Origin of the sequence: Streptomyces sp. NPDC101776, assembly GCF_044766845.1 — a bacterium.
Lineage (GTDB): Bacteria > Actinomycetota > Actinomycetes > Streptomycetales > Streptomycetaceae > Streptomyces.
Genome location: NZ_JBIWMV010000009.1, coordinates 176,266 through 195,677, shown reverse-complemented (window position 1 = coordinate 195,677; position 19,412 = coordinate 176,266). Strand labels below are relative to the sequence as shown.

General features: G+C 71.4%; 17 protein-coding genes. 11 read left to right on the top strand and 6 right to left on the bottom strand.

What is annotated here, in order from left to right:
* The first annotated feature begins 217 nt into the window (after positions 1-217).
* The 8 genes from ACIRRY_RS27285 to ACIRRY_RS27250 all read left to right on the top strand — a co-directional run bounded on the left by ACIRRY_RS27285 (position 218) and on the right by ACIRRY_RS27250 (position 8,742).
* Positions 218-1,270, top strand: a complete 1,053-nt coding sequence (locus ACIRRY_RS27285) for a BMP family ABC transporter substrate-binding protein (RefSeq protein ID WP_403977320.1) — start codon at positions 218-220, stop codon at positions 1,268-1,270.
* A complete protein-coding gene (locus ACIRRY_RS27280; protein WP_403977318.1) occupies positions 1,251-2,780 on the top strand; it encodes an ABC transporter ATP-binding protein in 1,530 nt (509 codons plus the stop codon). Before ACIRRY_RS27285 ends, ACIRRY_RS27280 begins: the two co-directional genes overlap by 20 nt.
* A 1-nt stretch (position 2,781) precedes the next feature.
* Positions 2,782-3,843, top strand: coding sequence for an ABC transporter permease (locus ACIRRY_RS27275; RefSeq protein WP_403977316.1), 1,062 nt, complete (start codon positions 2,782-2,784; stop codon positions 3,841-3,843).
* Positions 3,843-4,715 (top strand): ABC transporter permease, encoded by an 873-nt coding sequence (locus tag ACIRRY_RS27270; RefSeq protein WP_403977314.1) that lies wholly within the window; start codon positions 3,843-3,845, stop codon positions 4,713-4,715. Before ACIRRY_RS27275 ends, ACIRRY_RS27270 begins: the two co-directional genes overlap by 1 nt.
* On the top strand, positions 4,712-5,470 hold the full coding sequence (locus tag ACIRRY_RS27265; protein ID WP_403977312.1) for a nucleoside phosphorylase: 759 nt from the start codon (positions 4,712-4,714) through the stop codon (positions 5,468-5,470). The genes ACIRRY_RS27270 and ACIRRY_RS27265 overlap by 4 nt, the downstream gene beginning before the upstream one ends.
* Positions 5,467-6,771 (top strand): amidohydrolase, encoded by a 1,305-nt coding sequence (locus ACIRRY_RS27260; protein ID WP_403977310.1) that lies wholly within the window; start codon positions 5,467-5,469, stop codon positions 6,769-6,771. Before ACIRRY_RS27265 ends, ACIRRY_RS27260 begins: the two co-directional genes overlap by 4 nt.
* An 85-nt stretch (positions 6,772-6,856) precedes the next feature.
* The gene (locus tag ACIRRY_RS27255) at positions 6,857-7,528 is read left to right on the top strand and encodes a FadR/GntR family transcriptional regulator (protein ID WP_033283704.1); all 672 of its coding nucleotides are present in this window, start codon (positions 6,857-6,859) and stop codon (positions 7,526-7,528) included.
* 209 nt (positions 7,529-7,737) lie between these two features.
* Positions 7,738-8,742, top strand: coding sequence for a PAC2 family protein (locus tag ACIRRY_RS27250; RefSeq protein WP_403977308.1), 1,005 nt, complete (start codon positions 7,738-7,740; stop codon positions 8,740-8,742).
* A gap of 64 nt (positions 8,743-8,806) precedes the next feature.
* Here the strand turns inward: ACIRRY_RS27250 and mshC are convergent, their stop codons facing one another.
* From mshC to ACIRRY_RS27230, 4 genes are all read right to left on the bottom strand, one after another.
* The gene (mshC, locus tag ACIRRY_RS27245; protein WP_403977306.1) at positions 8,807-10,036 is read right to left on the bottom strand and encodes a cysteine--1-D-myo-inosityl 2-amino-2-deoxy-alpha-D-glucopyranoside ligase; all 1,230 of its coding nucleotides are present in this window, start codon (positions 10,034-10,036) and stop codon (positions 8,807-8,809) included.
* 94 nt (positions 10,037-10,130) lie between these two features.
* The gene (locus tag ACIRRY_RS27240; RefSeq protein ID WP_403977304.1) at positions 10,131-10,958 is read right to left on the bottom strand and encodes an SCO1664 family protein; all 828 of its coding nucleotides are present in this window, start codon (positions 10,956-10,958) and stop codon (positions 10,131-10,133) included.
* Positions 10,922-11,512, bottom strand: coding sequence for a DUF3090 domain-containing protein (locus tag ACIRRY_RS27235; RefSeq protein ID WP_403977302.1), 591 nt, complete (start codon positions 11,510-11,512; stop codon positions 10,922-10,924). The genes ACIRRY_RS27240 and ACIRRY_RS27235 overlap by 37 nt, the downstream gene beginning before the upstream one ends.
* 75 nt (positions 11,513-11,587) lie before the next feature.
* Complete coding sequence (locus ACIRRY_RS27230) at positions 11,588-12,274, bottom strand: histidine phosphatase family protein (protein ID WP_403977300.1); 687 nt, start codon at positions 12,272-12,274, stop codon at positions 11,588-11,590.
* Positions 12,275-12,336: 62 nt separating this feature from the next.
* Here ACIRRY_RS27230 and corA point away from each other — a divergent pair, with 62 nt between their 5' ends.
* Positions 12,337-13,335 (top strand): magnesium/cobalt transporter CorA, encoded by a 999-nt coding sequence (gene corA / locus ACIRRY_RS27225; protein ID WP_403977298.1) that lies wholly within the window; start codon positions 12,337-12,339, stop codon positions 13,333-13,335.
* Between the two features lie 16 nt (positions 13,336-13,351).
* Here corA and ACIRRY_RS27220 read toward each other — a convergent pair whose 3' ends face one another.
* Positions 13,352-14,140 (bottom strand): ferritin-like domain-containing protein, encoded by a 789-nt coding sequence (locus ACIRRY_RS27220; protein WP_403977296.1) that lies wholly within the window; start codon positions 14,138-14,140, stop codon positions 13,352-13,354.
* A gap of 236 nt (positions 14,141-14,376) precedes the next feature.
* Positions 14,377-15,432, bottom strand: a complete 1,056-nt coding sequence (locus tag ACIRRY_RS27215; protein WP_403977294.1) for an LLM class F420-dependent oxidoreductase — start codon at positions 15,430-15,432, stop codon at positions 14,377-14,379.
* Between the two features lie 186 nt (positions 15,433-15,618).
* Here ACIRRY_RS27215 and ACIRRY_RS27210 point away from each other — a divergent pair, with 186 nt between their 5' ends.
* Both ACIRRY_RS27210 and ACIRRY_RS27205 read left to right on the top strand, forming a co-directional pair.
* Positions 15,619-16,602, top strand: coding sequence for an aldo/keto reductase (locus tag ACIRRY_RS27210; RefSeq protein WP_403977292.1), 984 nt, complete (start codon positions 15,619-15,621; stop codon positions 16,600-16,602).
* Positions 16,599-19,031: a helix-hairpin-helix domain-containing protein gene (locus tag ACIRRY_RS27205; RefSeq protein ID WP_403977290.1), complete on the top strand. Its 2,433-nt coding sequence runs from the start codon at positions 16,599-16,601 to the stop codon at positions 19,029-19,031. Before ACIRRY_RS27210 ends, ACIRRY_RS27205 begins: the two co-directional genes overlap by 4 nt.
* Positions 19,032-19,412 lie beyond the last annotated feature (381 nt).

Sequence of the window (19,412 nt, the reverse complement as noted above, 5' to 3'; positions counted from 1 at the left end):
CAATGTTAAAGTCCAGCAGCCGCAGCCCGAAGGCCGAGACGAAGGAGGACGTGTGCTGCTGACGATGCGCCGTTTCCTCGACTACGGCCGCTGCGCGAGCGACTGCTGTCGACGCTGACCTGTCCCTCTCGCGTCCATCCCTCGTCTCACCCTGTCTCACCATCTGGTCGCACGCGCTCCCGCCGGAGCGCGCCTTGCCGTACCCCGGAAGGTCCTCATGCTCCGCAGATCACGTCGCACCCTTCAGCTCGTCGCCGCCACCACGCTCATGGTCACCGCCGCCACCGCCTGCAACGCCGCCGCGAAGACCGACGCCTCGGACAGTTCGAGCGGCAGCAGCGGGAAGTCGTTCACGCTGGTCACGCCCGACGCCGTCGGCCAGAACGAGTTCCTGAAGCTCGCCGTCACCGGTGTGAAGGCCGCCGCGAAGACGCACGACGGGACCGAGAAGGTCTACGAGTCCACGGACACCGCGTCCCAGCAGCAGAACGTGCAGGCCGCCGTGGGCGCGAGCCCGAACGTGATCGTGCTGGTCGGCTTCGAGTTCGCCGACATCGTGGCGCAGCAGGCCAAGGCGCACCCGAAGCAGCAGTTCCTGATGATCGACGCGTGCACGACGAAGACGTATCCGAACGTCACCTGCGCGGTCTTCCGTGAGCACGAGGGTGTCTATCTCGCGGGCGCCGAGGCCGGGCTGCTGAGCAAGAGCGGCAAGGTCGGCGCGGTGGACGTGCTCGACACGCCCCAGTTCCGCCGCTACAGCGACCCGTTCGCGGCCGGCGCCAAGAAGGTCGCCGCGAAGACGTCCGCGTCGACGCGCTTCGTCGGCGGCCAGTCCCCGTTCGACGACTCGGCGCGCGCCAAGGAGCAGGCCAACTCGCTACTCTCGAAGGGGACCGACCAGATCATGGCGGCCGCCGCGGCCGGCAACTACGGCGTGTTCGAGGCCGCGAAGGCCAAGGGCGCGTTCGCGTACGGCGTCGACGTCAACCAGTGCGTCTCCTCCCCCGGCACGGTCGTCGACAACGTGATCAAGAAGACGGACGTCGCCGTGGAGAAGGGTGTCGAGCAGGTCCTCGCGGGCAAGACCGGCACCACGGTGTCGTACGGCCTGAAGGAGGGCGGCATCAGCCTCACCGGCCTGGAGGCGGGCGTCGACTCGTCGAAGTGCGTGATCGCCCAGCACAAGGACGTCCTCGCGAAGGTCAAGGCGCTGCGCGACCAGATCGTGTCCGGAGAGCTGAAGGTCGATGACCCCGCCGCCAGTTGATGCCGAAGTCGCGGTCGAGCTCCGGGGAATCACCAAGCGGTTCCCCGGCACGCTCGCCAACGACGACGTCGACCTGACCGTCGGACGCGGCGAGATCCACGCCCTCATGGGCGAGAACGGCGCCGGCAAGTCCACCCTCATGTCGATCCTCTACGGCATGGAGCGCGCCGACGCGGGCTCCATCCGGATCGACGGCCGCGAGGTGACCTTCGGCGACCCGAGCGCCGCGATGGCCGCCGGGCTCGGCATGGTCCACCAGAGCTTCAAGCTGTTCGACTCGCTGACGGTCGCCGAGAACGTCGTCTACGCCGCCGAGCCGCGCCGCTTCGGCCTGGTGGACCGGGCCGCGGCCCGCCGCCGGGTGCGTGAGCTGGCCGAGGAGCACGGGCTCGCCGTCGATCCGGACGCCCGGGTCGGGGAGTTGCCGGTCGGGCTGCGCCAGCGCGTGGAGATCCTGAAGCTGCTGCATCGCGGGGCCCGCACGCTGATCCTCGACGAGCCGACCGCCGTGCTCACCCCGGCCGAGGCGGACGCCCTGTTCGCGGTCCTCAAGTCGCTGGCCGCGCAGGGTCGAACGGTGATCCTTGTCACCCACAAGCTGCGCGAGGTCCTCGAAGGCAGCGACAACGTGACCGTGCTGCGGGACGGCCGGGTGGTCGCCCGCCTGGTCACCACCGAGACCTCCGCCGACGAGATCGCCGCCGCGATGACCGGCCGCGCGGTCGAGCTGAACCGCGTGCACGCGCCCGGCACCCCCGGTGACGTGGTCCTGGACGTGAGAGACCTCACCACCGACGCTGTCCACGATGTGGGACTCACCGTCCACGCCGGGGAGATCGTCGGGATCGCGGGCGTCGCGGGCAACGGCCAGAGCGAGCTGATCGAGGCCCTGGCCGGGCTACGGCCCGTCGCCTCCGGACAGGTGAGCCTCAAGGGGCGGGACATCACCCACGCCTCGGCCACCGAGCGCCGGGCACAAGGTCTCGCCTACGTCCCGGAGGACCGGCACGCGGTCGGTACAGCACCGGCGGCCACCGTCGCGGACAACCTCGCGATGGGCCACCACCGAACGTCCCTGTCCACCAAGGGACTTCTGCCTCCCGCGTCCGTACGCGCCCACGCGGGGCGGCTGATCGAGCGCTTCGGCATCAAGGCGGCCACCCCCGAGGTGCCCGCCTCCGCGCTGTCCGGCGGCAATCTGCAGAAGCTGCTGATCGGCCGCGAACTCGCCCATGAGGCACCGCTGTTGCTCGTCGAGCAGCCCACGCGCGGAGTCGACATCGGCGCTATCCAGAACATCCACGACCAGATCGTCGCCTACCGCGACGCCGGTCACGCCGTCCTCCTCGTCTCCGCCGAACTGAGCGAGATCCGGGGCCTCGCGGACCGGGTCCTGGTCATGTACGAGGGACGGGTCACGGCGACGTACACGAAGGACGAGGCGGACGAACGGGCGCTCGGGCTCGCCATGGCGGGCGGGGCCGTACCGCCGACGGAGGCCGTCGACTGACATGGCACACACTCGAATACCGCGCATATCAGGGGTGTTGCGCTCCCCCGTCACCTTCTCCGTGCTCGCGGGCCTGGTCATCGGCGCCCTGTTCCTGCTCGGCACCGGCGCGGACCCGCTCAGCGCCTACAGCGCGGTCCTCACCGGCTCGCTCGGCGCCGACGGCATCGGCTCCACGCTGAGCACCGGCACCAGCGTGCTCGGCATGGCACTCGCGCTCGCGATCCCGCTGCGGGCCGGGCTGATCAACCTCGGCGGCGACGGACAGATGGTCCTCGGCGGCATCACGGCGGCCGTGACCGGCCTCTACTCCCCGCTGCCGGCGCCCCTGACCGTCGTCCTGGCGCTGCTCGCGGGCATGGCGGCGGGCGCCGCGTACGCCGCCCTGGCCGCCCTGTGCGAGAACAGTCTCGGCGTCCCGCTCCTGGTCAGCAGCCTGCTGCTGAGCTATCCGGCGGTCTCGCTGGCCTCCTACCTGGCGCGCTATCCGCTCAAGGAACCCGGCTCCAGCCTCCCCCAGACCCGCGCGATGCCGGACGGCGTGGCACTGCCCGCGTTCGGCGACTCGACGGTCACGGTGGGCCTGCTCCTCATCGTCCTCGCGGCGGCCGGGTACTGGTTCACCGACAAGCGCACGGCGTTCGGCTACGAGATCCGCATGACGGGCCTCAACTCCCGTTTCGCCGCCTACGCGGGTGTCGAACGCCGGGGCCTGACCCTCAAGTTGATGTCCGTGTCCGGCGCGCTGGCCGGACTCGTGGGCGCCATAGGGGTGTTGAGCTTCCCGTACCGCTTCGTGGACGGCTCGCTCACCGCACCCGGCTACACCTGGACGGGACTTACGGCGGCGCTGTTGGCAGCAGCGGCGCCGCTCGGCACAGTCATCGCTTCCTTCTTCTTCGCCGTGCTCGCCGTCGGCGGCCTGGCGATGGAGCGGACGACCGAGGTGCCGCGCGAGCTGACCCAGGTGCTCCAGGCCATCGTGATCGTGTTCCTCGCGGCCCGACTCCGCTTCCCGACGAAGTGGTTCACCAGGCGTACTCAGGAAAGCGGGGCCGCGTGATGTTCTTCGACTCCGATCTGCTGATGTCGGCGCTGCGCGCGCTGACCCCGATCCTGCTGGCCGCACTCGGCGGCGCCCTGTGCGAGCGCGCCGGGGTCTTCAACATCGGCCTCGAAGGCATGATGCTGATGGGCTGCTTCACGTCGGTGGCCACGAGCTGGTTCACGGGCAGCGCCTGGCTCGGCGTCCTCGCCGCCGCCCTCGCGGCAGCCGCGTACTCGCTGATCCTGGCCGTGGGTGCGGTGACTCTGCGCGGGGACGCGGTAGTTCTCGGAATCGCCATGAATCTCCTGGCGGTTGGCCTGACCAGCTTCCTCCTGCGTACGGTCTTCGGTGTGCAGGGCACTTTCGACGATCCGTCACTCGCCGGACTGCCGTTGATCGGCGGCTTCACCCCGCTCGCGTATCTGGCGTTCGTCGCGGTCGCGGTGGCCTCCGTGATGCTGTCCCGCCATGTGTGGGGGCTGAGGCTGCGCGGTGTCGGTGAGGCACCGGACGCGGCGGCCACGCTCGGGGTGAGTCCGGCGAAGTACAAGTACGCGGCGGTGCTGATCTCCGGTGTCCTGTGCGGGCTCGCGGGGGCCCAACTCGCGCTCGGGAACGTCACGTTGTTCTCCGAGAACATGACGGCGGGCCGGGGCTGGATCGCGGTCGTCGCGGTCATGCTCGGCCGCGCGGCACCCGTCGGTGTGCTGCTCGCGGCGCTGCTCTTCGGTCTCGCCGAGGCCGCCGGCTTCCGCCTCCAGGGCGTCGGCCTGCCCCAACAGGCCACCGACGCCGCGCCGTACGTCGTGACGCTCGTCGCCCTCTTCCTCTCGACGGCCCGCCGCCGTCGCCGTACCGTCAACTCCCCTTCCGGAGCCACCACATGACGCAGGACCTGCTGCCCATCACCCGCGTACCGCGCACCGGACTTCCCGCGCGCGCGGTCGTCGTCGGCGACCCGGCCCGTGCGGCCGCCGTCGCCGCGCTGCTCGACGGCGCCGAGGAGGTGTCGTACCACCGCGAATACCGTGTGTTCAGCGGGAGTTGGAAGGGCCTGCCGGTCGTCGTCGCCTCGCACGGGGTGGGCGGTCCCGGCGCGATCCTGCTGTTCCAGGAGCTGGCGGACGCGGGGGTCCGCACCTTCCTGCGCTTCGGCACGGCGGGTGCGATGAAGCCCGGCGTCGGCGACGGCGACCTCGTGATCGCGGAGGCGGCCGTACGCGACGACGGTGTCACCCAGCAGTTGCTCCCGCCGGAGTACCCGGCGGTCGCCGCCCCCGAGGCGGTCCTCGCCCTCCAGCGCGCCGCCCGCGAGACCGGCGCCCCGCACCACCGGGGGATCGTGTGGACCCGGGCGGCCTTCCAGCCCGGCCTCATCCCGCTCTTCTCCTACGACGGTGCCGGGCTCGCGGCGATCGAGATGGAGCTGTCGGCGCTGCTGGTGACGGCCTCGCTGCGGGGGCTTGTCGCGGGCGGGGTGCTGGTGATCGACGGTGCCAACGCCGATGAACTCGTCGACGAGGACGCCACCGGTGGGTACGACCCGCACCGGGAGGTCGTCGCGGCCGGTGTCGAGCGCGGCGCGGTCGTTTCCCTGGAGGCGCTCCGACTGCTCGCCGAGGCCGAGGAGTTGACCGCGTGAGCACCACCAGCATCGATCTTTTGGTGCACGGCGGGGACGTCCTCACCGTCGACGAGGCCGGAACTGTCGTACGGGACGGGGCGGTTGCCGTCCACGAGGGCGAGATCGTCGCCGTAGGACCGGCCGAAGAGCTGACAACTCGGTTCACGGCAAGGGAGTCCATTGACGCGTCGGGTTGTCTCGTCCTGCCCGGGCTCATCAACACGCATACACATCTCGCGATGACGCTGCTGCGTGGCCGCGCCGACGACGTCACTCTCCAGGGCTTCCTGGAGCGGGTGTTGAAGTGGGAGGCCGAGCTGCTGGCGCCGAAGAACGTGGCGGCGGCGGTGCGGCTCGCGATCGCGGAGAGCGTGCGGGCCGGGGTGACCTCGGCGCTCGACATGTACTGGTTCCACGAGGCGGCCGAGCAGGCGGCCCGTGAGGCGGGCTGGCGGCTGCACACCGGGCCGACGTTCATGGACGTACCGGAGCCGCCGGACGGCATCGCGTACGAGGACCGACTGGACTGGGCGCGGCGGGACTTGGCGGCGCGGAGCGAGGCACGGCCGGGCCTGCGCCCGATCCTGTTCGCGCACTCGACGTACACCCTCGCCCCCGACCAGCTCGTCGACATCGCCGCCCTGGCACGGGAGTTCGGTGCGCTGCTGCACATCCACGCGGCGGAGAACCCGACCGAGGTCGCCACCGTCGAGGTCAAGTACGGCAAGCGGCCTGTGGAGTTGCTCGACTCGCTGGGGCTGCTCGGTCCCGATCTGCTGCTCGCGCACGCCGTGGACCTGACCGGCCTGGAGATCGCGGCGCTGGCCCGCACGGGCACGTCGGTGGCCCACTGTCCGGTGTCCAACCTGAAGTTGGGCTGCGGTATCGCGCCGGTGCCCCGGCTGCTCAGCGCGGGCGTCACCGTCGGCCTGGGCACGGACGGGGCCGTCAGCTCCAACACGCTGGACGTGCTGGGCGCCGTACGACAGGCCGCGCTCGTGCACAAGGCGGGTGGCGACCCGACGGCGGTCGGTGCCGAACAGGCCGTACGGATGGCGACGATCGAGGGCGCGCGGGCACTCGGCCTGGGTGATCATCTGGGGTCGCTCGAGACCGGGAAGCGGGCCGATCTCATCGTGCTCGACCTGGGGGCACCGCATCTGCGGCCGCTGCACGACCCGTGGTCGACGCTCGCGTACGCGGCGCACTCGGCGGACGTACGGGACACGGTCGTGGACGGCCGGGTGCTGATGCGGAACCGGACACTGGGCACGCTGGACGAGGAAGCCGTGCTCGCGGAGCTCGAATCACTTGCCTGAGCTGTGGATTTCCCTCCCGTTCAGCCCACTGAACCCCCATAATATGCCTGATACATCGGATGTCTGAGCAACAGGGAGGCCGGCCATGGCAGTCACCGATGAGGCGATCGAGAAAATCAAGGGAATGATCGTCTCCGGCGCGCTGCGTCCCGGGGACCGGCTGCCCAAGGAGAGCGAACTCGCCGCCGAACTGGGCCTGTCCCGCAACTCCCTCCGGGAGGCCGTGCGCGCCCTCTCGCTGATCCGCATCCTGGACGTGCGGCAGGGCGACGGCACGTACGTCACGAGTCTGGATCCCCAACTCCTGCTGGAGGCGCTGAGTTTCGTCGTCGACTTCCACCGGGACGACACGGTCCTCGAATTCCTGGCCGTACGGCGGATTCTGGAGCCCGCGGCCACGGGGATGGCGGCCCTGCGGATCAGCGAACAGCAACTGGACGCGCTCAGCGCCCAGTTGGACGCGCTGGGCGGGGCGCCCTCGGTGGAGGAACTGGTCGCCTGCGACCTGGAGTTCCACCGGGGCATCGTGCAGAGTTCCGGCAACTCCGTGCTCTGCTCGCTGCTCGACGGTCTGTCCGGACCCACCACACGGGCCCGGATCTGGCGCGGGCTGACCCAGGAGGACGCGGTGAGCCGGACCCTGCACGAGCACCGGGCGATCCTGGGCGCGCTGCGCGACCGGGACGCGGAGGCGGCGCGGTCGTGGGCGACGGTGCACATCGCGAGCGTGGAGCAGTGGCTGCGCTCGACCCTGTGATCGAGTGGGCTCTCTGGCGGGCGGCCGGTTGATGCATCGGAGGAGTGACCGGCCGGTCCCTGTCGGCACCGGGTGGCGATCTTGTGTGTTCGACCGTCCCGGACGGGGCAGGCATGGGGTCACTCCCCCGTGCAAGGGGGCTGCGGGCGCCTCCGTCGGACGCCGTAAGGTTGGGGCGTACGCGAGGGCAGATCGGAAGGAGGCGCTGGGTGATCGAGCTGGAGGGGGTTCCCGAGCTGATCGACCCAGTGATGGTGGCCGCGTTCGAGGGCTGGAACGACGCCGGCGACGCCGCCTCCACCGCGGTCGCGCACCTGGACAGGGAGTGGAAGGGCGAGGTGTTCGCGGCCCTGGACGCCGAGGACTACTACGACTTCCAGGTCAACCGGCCCACGGTGTGGATGGATTCCGGTGTGCGAAAGATCACTTGGCCGACGACGCGCCTCTCGGTGGTCCGGGTCGGTGGCGAGAAACCGCGTGATCTCGTACTTGTCCGAGGTATCGAACCGTCGATGCGCTGGCGCTCGTTCTGCAACGAGCTGCTGGGCTTCGCGCACGAGCTGGGCGTGGAGCTGGTGGTGATCCTGGGCGCGCTGCTCGGTGACACCCCGCACACACGTCCGGTGCCGATCAGCGGGACCACGTCCGACGCGGATCTGGCGCAGCGGATGGACCTGGAGGAGACCAAGTACGAGGGTCCCACCGGGATCGTCGGCATCCTTCAGGAGGCGTGCACGCACGCGGGCGTACCGGCCGTGTCACTGTGGGCGGCGGTGCCGCACTACGTGTCGCAGCCGCCCAACCCGAAGGCCACGCTGGCGCTGCTGAACCGCCTGGAGGACCTGATCGACGTCCGCATCCCGCTGGGCGAGCTGCCCGAGGACGCGCGCGCCTGGCAGGTCGGTGTGGATCAACTGGCCGCCGAGGACAGCGAGGTGGCCGAGTACGTGCAGACGCTGGAGGAGGCCCGCGACACCGCGGAGCTGCCGGAGGCGTCGGGCGAGGCGATCGCCCGCGAATTCGAGCGCTATCTGCGGCGCAGGGACGGCGGTGGCAGTCCGCCGCCCGGTGGGCATGCCACGGCGGACGGCAGCGACAGCGCGTCGTATCTGCGGGACAACCCCGGCCGTACGAAGCCGACGAGACCCACGAAGCCGGACACGGAGCCCGAGGCCGGGCCCGAGAACGACGACGAGGACTCCGCCGAGGACTGAGTCCCGGGCTGTGAAGGAAGGCGGTGCGCGTGACGCGCACCGCCTTCTTTGTGTACGGCGACGGCTACAGGGCCACGCCCAGCAGGGCGTCGACGGCACGGGACACGACGCCGGGGGCGCCTTCGTCGGTGCCGCCGTCCGTCTCCTGGAGGGCCGCCCAGCGGTCCACGGCGGCGAGTGCGGCCGGGGCGTCCAGGTCGTTGGCGAGAGCCTCGCGGATCTCCTCGACGAGCGGCTCGGCGGACGGTCCGTCGGGCCGGGAGACGGCGGCACGCCAGCGGGCGAGCCGGGCGACCGCGTCCGCGAGCACCTGGTCGGTCCACTCCCAGTCGGAGCGGTAGTGGTGGGAGTGCAGGGCGAGCCGGATGGCGGCCGGGTCGACGCCCTCGCGGCGCAGCGCGGAGACGAAGACGAGGTTGCCCCGGGACTTCGACATCTTCTCGCCGTCGAGGCCGACCATGCCGGCGTGGACGTACGCCTTGGCCATGGGGAACTCGCCGGTCAGCACCTGGGCGTGCGAGGCGCCCATCTCGTGGTGCGGGAAGGCGAGGTCGGAGCCGCCGCCCTGCACGTCGAAGCCCATGCCGAGGTGGTCCAGGGCGATGGCCACGCACTCGATGTGCCAGCCGGGCCGGCCGCGGCCGAGTGAGCCGCCGTCCCAGCTCGGTTCGCCTTCGCGGGCGGCGAGCCACAGCATCGGGTCGAGCGGGTTCTTCTTGCCCGGGCGGTCCGGGTCGCCGCCGCGCTCGGCGGACAGCAGCCGCATCGCGGCGGCGTCGAGGCCCGAGACCCTGCCGAAGTGGGGGTCGGAGCCGACGGAGAAGTAGGTGTCACCCTCGAGTTCGTAAGCGGCACCGGCGTCCCTGAGACGCTCGACGAGCGGCACGATGCCGGGTATCGCCTCGACCGCGCCGATGTACTGCTTCGGGGGCAGCATGCGCAGCGCGGTCATGTCCTCGCGGAAGAGCGCGGTCTCCTTCTCGGCGAGGGCAACCCAGTCGATGCCGTCGCGCTCGGCGCGCTCCAGCAGCGGGTCGTCGACGTCGGTCACGTTCTGGACGTAGTGAACCTGCCGCTTGGTGTCGAGCCACACGCGCTGCACAAGGTCGAACGCGTTGTAGGTCGCCGCGTGTCCCATGTGGGTGGCGTCGTACGGCGTGATGCCACAGACGTAGATACGGGCTACGGGACCGGTGTCAGGGGTGACCAGACCGCCGGTCGCGGTGTCGTGGATCCGGAGGTCGCGGCCCTTGCCGGGCAGGGCGGGGACCTCAGAAGCGGGCCAGGCATACATGTCATGAGCGTAACCGGACGGATGTTTCGCATACGAACCGGAGCGGCCCGGATGACCGGTAAGGCCCTCTTGCGCGATTCCGCTCGCCGTGCTGCTACACGGGCGGCCACGGAATCGCCGGCCACTCCCCGCTCGGCTCGGGATGCCGGCCGGCCGCGAGCATCGCGTCGACACGTGCGCGTGTGGCGTCGAGTTCGACGGCGGTGATCAGCTCGGCGAGCTTCGCGGCGAGCCCGCCACCGTCCCTGAGCGCCTCTCTGAGCCCCTGGAGGACGTCGACCGCCTCCGGAGTGAGCTGCTCGCCCGCCCAGCCCCACAGGAGGGTGCGCAGCTTGTTCTCGGCGTTGAAGGTGACTCCGTGGTCGATGCCGTAGAGGCGGCCCTCGTCGGCGGGCAGCAGGTGGCCGCCCTTGCGGTCGGCGTTGTTGATCACGGCGTCGAGGACGGCGAGCCGGCGCAGCCGCTCGTCGTCGGCGTGCACCAGGAGGGCGGGCTTCCCCTCACCGACCTCGGCGAACCCGATGGCCTTCCAGCCCTCTTCGGGCTCCTCCGCGTCGACCAGGGCGAGCAGTTCGGACCCGCCGCCGTCGGTCGACGCCTCGATCCACAGCTGGCACATGCCCTCGCCGTACGGCCCGTCGCGCAGCACGGTGGTCGGCACAAGGCCCCAACCGGTCGCCTCGGAGACCTCGTAGGCGGCGACCTCGCGCTGGGCGAGGGTGCCGTCCGGGAAGTCCCACAGGGGCCGCTCACCGGCGACGGGTTTGTACACGCAGGACGCCTCGCGGCCCTCGTACGTCACGGAGCACAGGAGCACCGCGTTCGAGGCCTCGCGGATCTGTCCGCGCACCTTCAGCTCACCCTTGGCGAGCAGCTCGGCCGTGGTCACGCTCCGCGGCGGTATCCGTTCTGGCGCGGACATACGTGTCCTTCCGGGTCGAGCGGGAGGCTGCACAGCGGGCAGGGCGGCCGGCCGGCGTTGACGACGTCCAGGGCCCGCTTGGCGAAGGCGCGGGCCTGGGCGCCGGTGAGGCGGACCCGCAGCATCGGGGGTCCGTTCTCCTCGTCCTGGAGGAGTCGCTCCTCGGCCTCGGCGAGGTCCTCGTCGGTGTCGGCGTCGAGCTCGACGAGGGCCTGCGCCTCGACGATCATGCGCTGCTCCTCACCGTCCCAGGCGAGCGCCATGGTGCCGACGCGGAACTCCTCCTCGACGGGGGACTCCAGGGGGCGGGTGTCGGAGATCTCGGTGGGGGTGACGGCCGGGACGGCCGCGCTGCCGCCACTGCGCCGTACGACCTCGTCCAGAAGCTCGTCCATGCGCTCGGCGAGCGCGGCCACCTGCGTCTTCTCCAGGGCCACGCTGGTCACCCGAGGGCCGGCGGCGGCCTGGAGGAAGAACGTACGGCGCCCGGGCAGACCGACCGTACCGGCTACGAAGCGGTCCGGCGGATCGTAGAGGAACACCTGACGGGACACGTCCTGTCTCCATTGGGATCGACTGCTGACAAGTGCGGCGCTACTGCTGCCGCTTCACCCTACTGCGGCCGACGATCACGGTGCGCCCGCGCCGCCCCCGACCGTGGCGTCGTCGCCCGGGGGCTCCTCGCGCGGCGCCAGGGGGGCGAGATCACCGGTGTCCCCGAGCCGTACGAGAAAGGGCCTGAGACGGGTGTAACGGATCGCTGTGATGGAACACGGTTCTACGGAGATCCGCTGGAAGAGGTCGAGATGAAGTCCGAGTGCGTCCGCGACAAGGGACTTGATGATGTCGCCGTGCGAGCACATGAGGTAGACGGCGTCGGCGCCGTGATCGCGCTCCACGCGCGCGTTCCACTCGCGTACGGCCTCGGCGGCGCGGGTCTGCATCGCGCGCATCGACTCGCCGCCGGGGAACGCGGCGGCCGAGGGGTGCGCCTGGACGACCTCCATCAGGGGCTCGCCCGACAGCTCGGCGAGCTTGCGGCCGGACCAGTCGCCGTAGTGGCACTCCCCGATCCGCTCCTCGGTGTGCAGCCGCAGGTCGGGACGGGCGTCCAGGAGGGGCTGGAGGGTCTCCTGGCAGCGTTGCAGCGGGCTGGCGACGACCTCGGCGATCGGCAGCGCGGCGAGCCGTCCGGGGAGCGCGGCGGCCTGGGCGTTGCCGCGCTCGTCGAGGGCGACACCGGGCGTCCAGCCGGCGAGCACTCCCCCGGTGTTGGCGGTCGAACGTCCGTGCCGGACAAGGATCAACGTGGGCATGCCGCCAAGGGTAGGCGTACGCCAGGGTGCGGTTTCGGCCGGACGGCGGGAGAATACGCACCGTGATCGTCGACTACGCCATCTACCGCGACGGGCGCCGGACGGAGGGACCCGGCGACTTCTCCGACGGCCTGGACCACTGTCGTCGGGTGGGTGACGCGTTCGTCTGGATCGGCCTCTACGAGCCCACTGAGAGCGAGTTCGACAAGGTCACCCAGGAGTTCGCGCTGCACCCGCTGGCCGTCGAGGACGCCCTGACCGCGCATCAGCGGCCCAAGCTGGAGGTCTACGACGACTCCCTGTTCATGGTCCTCAAGCCGGTGGGCTACGAGGCGGACAGCGACGTCGTCACCTCCGGTGAGGTCATGGTCTTCGTGGGCGACTCCTTCGTGGTCACCGTCCGGCACGGCGAGGAGGCCCCTCTGGCGGCCGTACGGCACCGTCTTGAGGAGGAGCCGGAGATGCTGCGGCACGGGCCCACGGCGGTGCTGTACTCGATCGCGGACGCCGTGGTCGACCACTACGTGGACGTGGCGGGCGAGTTGCAGACCGACCTGGAGGAGCTGGAGGCGGCGGTGTTCTCGCCGACCGGCGGCGGTTCGCGCAGCACTGCGTCGCGGATCTACGCCTTCAAGCGGCAGATCCTGGAGTTCCGCCGGGCCACGGGACCGCTCGCGCAGCCGCTGACCCGGCTCGCGGGTGTCGGGTTCGCCGGTGACCGGGTGCGGTTCGTGCACGACAAGGCGCGGCCGTTCTTCCGGGACGTGAACGACCACCTGATGAAGGTCAACGAGTCCGTGGAGGGCCTGGACCGGCTGGTCTCGGACGTCCTGGCGGCGCATCTCGCGCAGACCAGCGTCCGGCAGAACGACGACATGCGGAAGATCTCCGGGTGGGCCGCCATGGCCGCGGTCCCCACGATGATCGCGGGGATCTACGGCATGAACTTCGACCACATGCCGGAGCTCCACTGGCTGTGGGGGTACCCGGCGGTGATCCTGCTGATGGCCGCCCTGGAGGTGCTGCTGTACCGGACGTTCAGGCGACGCGGCTGGCTGTAGCGGCCTCCGCCCGGGCTCACGCGAAGTCGGGCGCCGCCGTGGCCGGTCCGCCGAGGGCGTCGCGGCGTTCCGGCATCCTCAGGGACACCATCCGCCGCCAGCCGCCGAGCCGTTCGTAGGCGTACACGGCGTGGATGCCCGCCGCCAGGGCCGCCGACTTGGCGCGCGGCCAGCCGAGGACGCGCCCCATGTGGGCCATCACCGCGAGGCTGACGTCCCGGTAGACACGGATCTCGGCGAGCGCGCACTCGCGGAGCGTGCGCTGGATCGCGCGGCCGTGTCCGGCGGCCGCGAAGCGCAGCAACTCCTCGTGGCAGTACGCGAGATGGTTGTCCTCGTCGTTCGAGATCATCCGTACCGCGCGGCCGAGGTCGGGGTGGTCGGCGAAGTTCCTGCGCAGCAGGTCCATCTCCTCGGAGGCACGCTGTTCGGTGACCCGGCTGTGCGCCAGGTAGGTGACGACGTCCTGGACGGTGAGCGGCTGCTCGCCCTTGAGTTTCTCGTGCGCGAGACCGATGCCGCGCCGCTCCAGGAGCATCGTGTAGTCGGTGTCGGCCGGTACCGGGACGGGTTGGAGGCCGCGCTTCTTCATGAGGGCGTGGAAGATGCGCCCGTGCTTGTCCTCGTCGGCGCCGTGCCTGCTGATCTTGGGGGCGAGGTCGCGTTCGGTCGGCGGGACGAGGGCGGCGATGCGCCCGTTCTCCCAGCCGCCCTGCGTTTCGCCGCTGGCCGCGATGGAGCAGAACAGCCGGAACGACTCGTCGTTGTCGAGGATCTCCTGGAACAGACTCTTGGCCGAGAGCATCTGAAGGCACCTCCATGCAGGATTTAGCCGCATTCCGCAAAGAACGAGTCAAATGCGGCGCCAGATGTGCTGCAACAGCTGTGTCGGACAACTCCGCCAAAAGGAGGACCGCGGATGTCCCTACGGGGGCGTAACCGCACGGGCTGCCGCGCGTTGTTCCCCGTGACGGCCGTGGCGGGGAAGACCCCCCGAGCCCCCACCACGGCCGTAGAAAACTTCCGTACGACAGAGCCCCGTTACGCGAGACCCGCGCGCTCCAGTGCTTCGGTTCCGGCGCGGAGGGCGGCGAGGCGCTCCTCCAGGGTCCAGCCCGCCGGGGCGAGCGTCAGGGTGGTGACACCGGCCGCCGCGTACTCCTTCATCCGGTCCGCGATGCGGTTCACGGAGCCCAGGAGCGTCGTCTTGTCGATCAGGTCGTGCGGGATGGCGGCAGCGGCGCCGTCCTTGTCACCGGCCAGGTACTTGTCCTGGATCTCGGTGGCCGCCTCCTCGAAGCCCATGCGCCGGGCCTGCTTGTTGTAGAAGTTCTGCTGCCGGCTGCCCATGCCGCCGACGTAGAGCGCGGTGTACGGGCGGAAGGTGTCGGCGAGCTTCTCGACGTCCTTGTCCTCGCCGAGGGCGAGCGGGACCGTCGGGACGATGTCGAAGCCTTCGAGGGTCTTGCCCGCCTTCTCGCGTCCGGCCCGCAGATGCCGTACGGCGGTGTCCTCCAGGTGCTCGGCGGACGGGAAGATCAGCAGTGCGCCGTCGGCGATCTCGCCGGTCTGCTCCAGGTTCTTCGGGCCGATCGCCGCGATGTACAGCGGGATGTGCTCGCGCTCCGGGTGGACGGTCAGCTTGAGGGGCTTGCCCGGGCCGCCGGGCAGCGGCAGCGTCCAGTGCTCGCCGTCGTACGACAGCCGCTCGCGCGTCATCGCCTTCCGTACGATCTCGACGTACTCACGCGTGCGTGCCAGCGGCTTGTCGAACTTGACGCCGTACCAGCCCTCGGAGACCTGCGGGCCCGAGACGCCGATACCGAGGCGGAAGCGGCCCCCGGAGAGCGAGTCGAGGGTCGCGGCGGTCATCGCGGTCATGGCGGGCTGACGGGCCGGGATCTGGAAGATGGCCGAGCCGACGTCGATGCGTTCGGTCTGCGCGGCGACCCAGGTGAGCACCGTGGCCGCGTCGGAGCCGTAGGCCTCGGCGGCCCAGCACACCGAGTAGCCGAGCCGGTCGGCCTCCTGGGCCACGGCCAGATTGTCGCCGTCCATTCCGGCACCCCAGTAGCCGAGGTTGATCCCGAGCTGCATGGCAGACCCCTTACCCATCAGTAACGTCGCTGTTGTGCCGACCCTAGCGCGAGGTGGTCCGGGCGGACAGGACGGGTGCCGGTGAGTGGTCACGGAGCGTGCCGTGCGAGGGACTGTGGATCATCGTGGAAATCGGTTATCCACAGGCAACCACAGGGCAGGTTCAGGCCAGTAATCTCGGCGTTCATGGAGCAGAGGCATCTCGGCCGTACCGGCCTTCGTGTGTCCCGGATCGGACTCGGCACCCTCACATGGGGGCGCGGCACCGACGAGCATGACGCCGCGGACCTCTTGAAGGCGTTCTGGGAGGCCGGCGGCACCCTCGTCGACACGGCGGACGTGTACGGCGACGGGGAGGCCGAGTATCTGCTCGGACAGCTCATAGAAGGGCTCGTGCCGCGCCGGGACCTGGTCATCTCGACGAAGGCGGGGAGCGTGCCCGACCCCGACCGCCGTTTCGACGGCTCGCGCGGCCATCTGCTCGCCGCGCTGGACGCCTCGCTGGCCCGCCTCGGCACGGACTACGTGGACGTGTGGCACATCCACGCCTTCGACCCGTTCACCCCGCTGGAGGAGACCCTCCAGGCCCTGGACCTCGCGGTCAGCAGCGGGCGGGCGCGTTACGCGGGCGTCTCCAACTACTGCGGCTGGCAGCTCGCCAAGGCCGCGACGTGGCAGCTCGCGGCGCCGGGCACGCGGACCCGGCTGGCGAGCACACAGCTCGAGTACTCGCTGTTGCAGCGCGGTGTGGAGCGCGAGGTGCTGCCGGCCGCGCTCGACCTGGGCATCGGGCTGCTGCCCTCCTCGCCGCTCGGGCGCGGGGTCCTCACCGGCAAGTACCGGCACGCGACCCCGGCGGACTCGCGCGGCGCCTCGGAGCACATGGCCCCGTTCGTCGCGCCGTACCTCGACGACACGGCGACACGGATCGTGGACGCGGTGACGACGGCCGCGGACGGGCTCGCCGTGACGCCCCTCCAGATCGCCCTCGCCTGGGTCCGCGACCGGCCCGGGGTGGCCGCCCCGATCGTCGGCGCGCGCAACGCGCAGCAGCTCACGGCCGCATTGTCAGTGGAGGCGCTTAGTCTTCCTGACGAGATCTGCCGAGCGCTCGACGATGTGTCGGCGCCTCTGCACCGCTATCCCGATCACGACTGGAGCACGCTGTGAGCACGGACCCGGAGACCACGGAGACCTCACCGTCCGAGGACACGGAGGCGACGCGGGGCGCCGTGTCGGACGACGCCGAGGACACGGGCGCGGAGGCCGGCGAGGGGGTCGGGGGCACGGACGGGGCGTCGGCCGGGGGGAGTTCGGCCGCCGACGGTACGGACGTGGATGCCGAGGGCACGACTGCGGCAGGCGCCGAAGGCACCGAAGGCACTGTCACGGACGGCACCGCGGACACCGCGGAAAGTGGCAAGGGGCCGGCCGAGGAGAGCGCCGAGGGCACCGGGGAAGCCACGGCCGAGGTAGCCGCCGCCGAACTGTCCGAGGCCGCCGCCGAGTTGCTGGCGCAGCGGCTGGAGCGGGAGCGGATCGAGCGGCGGAAGGCGGAGAAGACCGGGCCCATCGTGGCCGGGACCAAGCTCAGTGGGAAGGCCGCCGATCTGCTCGCGGCGGTACGGGCCGTGGAGAGCGGCGAGAAGCCCGTGACCACCCCCTTCGCCAAGCCGGAGCCTGCCGCCCCGCGCCGGTCCGCCGCCCCCGACGCCGCGCCGCGCCCCCAGCCCGTGGCGGCCGAGCCCGGCGTCCCCGCGACCGAGACCGTCGAGTCCGTACGGCGCGTGCTGGCCGAGGGCGGCGCGCCCGAGACGCTCGCGGCACAGGTCGCGGCGGCGCTCGGCGAGGGCGGTGACGATAAACTCCGCGAGGATCCTTGGCAGTTGCTGCGCGTCCCGAATGTACGGCCCGAGCAGGCCGACGGGTTCGCGCGGGCGCTGCTCGGCGCCGAGTGCGCGCCGGACGACGAGCGGCGGGGTCGTGCCGTCGTCGGCTGGCTCCTGGAGCAGGCGGCGCTGGCCGGGCATACGGCCCTGGAGGCGTCGTCGTTGACGGCCGCACTGGCCAAGCAAGGGGTGCCCGACCCGGACGCGGCGACGCAGAGCGCCATCGTGGAGGGCGAAGTGCTGCTGTTCCAGGACCCGTTGGACGAGCCTGCGGTCCCGGTGCAGCGGACGGACGACGTGTCCGACTCCGATGAGGATTCGGAGTACTCGGAGGAGCCAGTGGTCGAGGAGCGTCCCGTCCGGGTGCTGATCGGCCTGGAGCGGTACGCGCTCGCCGAGGAGAGCCTCGCCGACGGACTCGCCAAGCTGATCAACTCGGTGCCGAAGGAGGACGGTTCGGCGGCGGAGTGGGAGCGGGCAGGTGCCGTCAGGGGATCCACCGGCGAGCTGATCCGCGCGGTCGCCGGACACGGTCTGGTGCTGCACACCGGCGGGGAGACGTCCCTGGAGGAACCGGCGGCACTTCTCGGCGCCGCGGCGGCCTTCGGGCTGCGCGCCTGGGCCGCAGCGCACGGTCCGGTCGGCCGGGACCGGTTCGCCGCACTGCTGACCCGGTCCGCGGAGTCGGACGGCGCGGCCTTGGAGTCCGAAGGCGCGGCCTCGGAGTCGGAGGGCCCGGCCTCGGACGGCGGCCCCCGCGCCGCCACCGTCGCCGGGTTGCTGTCCGGTACCGAAGGGCCCGGGCGGGACACCGACGGCGCCCTCGACCTGGATCTCCTCATCGTGCTCGACGCGCCCCAACTGGACGTCGAGACCGCGGCGTTGCTCACCGAGTCGCTGCCGGACGGGGCGCGGCTGGTGCTGACCGGGGATCCGGCGGTGTTGTGGTCGGCGGGTCCGGGCCGGGTCTTCGCCGATCTGCTCGCGTCGAAGGCCTGCCCCCAGGTCGTCTCGCGGCGACCGGATCTCGGCCCCGTGGGCGAGCTCGTCTCGGGCATCGGCATCGGCGAGCTCAACCAGGTGGAGGCCCCCGGCAAGGAGGTCGTGATCGTGCCGGTACGGGACGCCGGTGAGGCCGTGCACCGGACCGTGCAGCTCGTCGCCGACTCGGTGCCGCGGGTGATCGGGGTCCCGGCCGAGCAGACGGTGGTGATCACTCCGGGCCATGGCGGCGCGGCGGGCACCCGTGCCCTGAACGTGGCGTTGAAGGAGCGGCTCAACCCCGGCCCCGGCCGCTTCGGCGGCTTCGACCCCGGCGACCGGATCGCGTACTCCCCCGCCCCGGGACGTACGGTCTCCGGCAAGGTGCTGATGGCCGACGCCAAGGGGCTGCATCTCGACTGCCCCGACGGCCTGGTCGTCGTACCGAAGGAGCGGGTGGAGCAGTCCGTGCGGCACGGGTGGGCGCTGACCGCTCACCAGGCGGTGGGGGTGCGATGGCAGGCCGTGGTCGTGGTGCTCCCCGGGGACGCGGCGCAGGCACTCAGCCGGCCCTGGGTGTACACGGCGTTCAGCCGGGCGGACCGGCACCTGTCCGTGGTGCACGGCGTGGACCAGGCGCTGCCCCGGGCCGTCGCCGAGATCCCGGCCAAGCCGCGCACGACCCGACTGCCGGTGCTGCTGCGTCCGCAGGTTCCGGCCGGAGTCTGAACGGCACGGCCGACGGCGGGCGTTGCGTCCCGGAGGCCTGAACCGGACCGCCGACGGCGGCAGTCGCGCCACGAAGGCCCGAACCGGAAGACCGACGGCGGCAGTTACGTCGCGGGAGTCCGAGCCGCACGACCAAAGGCCGCGGTCGCCTCACACAGGTCCGAGCCGGACGGTCGACGGCCTCGGTCACGTCATGGCAGTCCGAACCGGGGGACGGACGACCGCGGTCGTGTCACGAGGGTTCGAGTCGGACGACGGACGACGGACGGGGGGGGGGGCGGGGGGGGGCCCCCCCGGCCCCCCCCCCGCCCGCTGCTGAAAAACGGGGGGGGGGGGCGCGCCGCGGGGCGCGGGCACCCCCGCCACGGGCAGCGGCCCGGG

What these genes read in the sequence shown, in the direction of transcription:
- ACIRRY_RS27285 (WP_403977320.1), top strand. Translation starts at nt 218, where the DNA reads ATGCTCCGCAGATCACGTCGCACCCTTCAGCTCGTCGCCGCCACCACG.
- ACIRRY_RS27280 (WP_403977318.1), top strand. Translation starts at nt 1,251, where the DNA reads ATGACCCCGCCGCCAGTTGATGCCGAAGTCGCGGTCGAGCTCCGGGGA.
- ACIRRY_RS27275 (WP_403977316.1), top strand. Translation starts at nt 2,782, where the DNA reads ATGGCACACACTCGAATACCGCGCATATCAGGGGTGTTGCGCTCCCCC.
- ACIRRY_RS27270 (WP_403977314.1), top strand. Translation starts at nt 3,843, where the DNA reads ATGTTCTTCGACTCCGATCTGCTGATGTCGGCGCTGCGCGCGCTGACC.
- ACIRRY_RS27265 (WP_403977312.1), top strand. Translation starts at nt 4,712, where the DNA reads ATGACGCAGGACCTGCTGCCCATCACCCGCGTACCGCGCACCGGACTT.
- ACIRRY_RS27255 (WP_033283704.1), top strand. Translation starts at nt 6,857, where the DNA reads ATGGCAGTCACCGATGAGGCGATCGAGAAAATCAAGGGAATGATCGTC.
- mshC (WP_403977306.1), bottom strand. Translation starts at nt 10,036, where the DNA reads ATGTATGCCTGGCCCGCTTCTGAGGTCCCCGCCCTGCCCGGCAAGGGC.
- ACIRRY_RS27240 (WP_403977304.1), bottom strand. Translation starts at nt 10,958, where the DNA reads ATGTCCGCGCCAGAACGGATACCGCCGCGGAGCGTGACCACGGCCGAG.
- ACIRRY_RS27230 (WP_403977300.1), bottom strand. Translation starts at nt 12,274, where the DNA reads ATGCCCACGTTGATCCTTGTCCGGCACGGACGTTCGACCGCCAACACC.
- ACIRRY_RS27220 (WP_403977296.1), bottom strand. Translation starts at nt 14,140, where the DNA reads ATGCTCTCGGCCAAGAGTCTGTTCCAGGAGATCCTCGACAACGACGAG.
- ACIRRY_RS27215 (WP_403977294.1), bottom strand. Translation starts at nt 15,432, where the DNA reads ATGCAGCTCGGGATCAACCTCGGCTACTGGGGTGCCGGAATGGACGGC.
- ACIRRY_RS27210 (WP_403977292.1), top strand. Translation starts at nt 15,619, where the DNA reads ATGGAGCAGAGGCATCTCGGCCGTACCGGCCTTCGTGTGTCCCGGATC.